Genomic DNA, 784 nt, shown 5'->3' with positions numbered 1-784 from the left:
ATGCCACCAAACGTCGCGCATCGCGTTTCGCCACTTCAATCAGTGCCTGAATACCTGGGCGCGCTTTCCCCGCACGAATGCGCTGCAACCCTTGATGCACCAGAATTCGGTTGTTCTCATCAAGCGGCACAACATCAGCGACAGTGCCCAGTGCGACAAGGTCGATCAGCTCCATCAGTTTCGGCTCTTGCATGCCTTGCTGAGCAAACCAATTGTGTTTTCGCATGTGGACGCACAACGCCATCATCAGGTAGAACGCCACACCAACGCCAGCCAACGCTTTAGAAGGAAACGCACAACTGTCGAGGTTTGGGTTCACCATCGCATCCACTTCTGGCAGAACTTGTCCTGGCAAATGGTGGTCTGTCACCAATACGGTAATGCCATTTTCTTTGGCGTAGCGCACACCTTCAATCGACGATACGCCATTGTCGACCGTCATGATCATTTCTGCGCCAAGTTCCAATGCTTGATCGACCACCTCTGGGCTCAAACCGTAGCCATCTTCAAAGCGGTTCGGCACCAAGTAATCGACGTTATTGCTGCCAAGCATACGTAATGCCAATACAGAAAGAGCAGAACTCGTTGCGCCATCTGCGTCAAAGTCACCCACCACGATGATGCGTTTTTGCTCTTGAATCGCTTGGAACAACAACTCAACCGCCTGCTCAATGCCGCCAAGCTTTTGGTACGAATGCAATCCACGAGCAGAGGTTTCTCGCTGCGCGATGTCAGTAATACCGCGATTGATGTAAATGCGTTTTAAGATCGGAGGAATGGAATC

1 protein-coding gene is annotated in these 784 nt (G+C 51.5%); it reads right to left on the bottom strand.

The window, feature by feature from the left end; genetic code table 11:
* On the bottom strand, positions 1-784 hold a 784-nt coding region (locus tag R7Q09_RS25050; RefSeq protein ID WP_318143811.1), incomplete at both ends, for a DHH family phosphoesterase.

It is taken from the genome of Vibrio sp. 2130-1, assembly GCF_033339515.1.
Note: the sequence above shows the minus strand (reverse complement) of the source record. Positions and strands in the feature narration are given on the sequence as shown.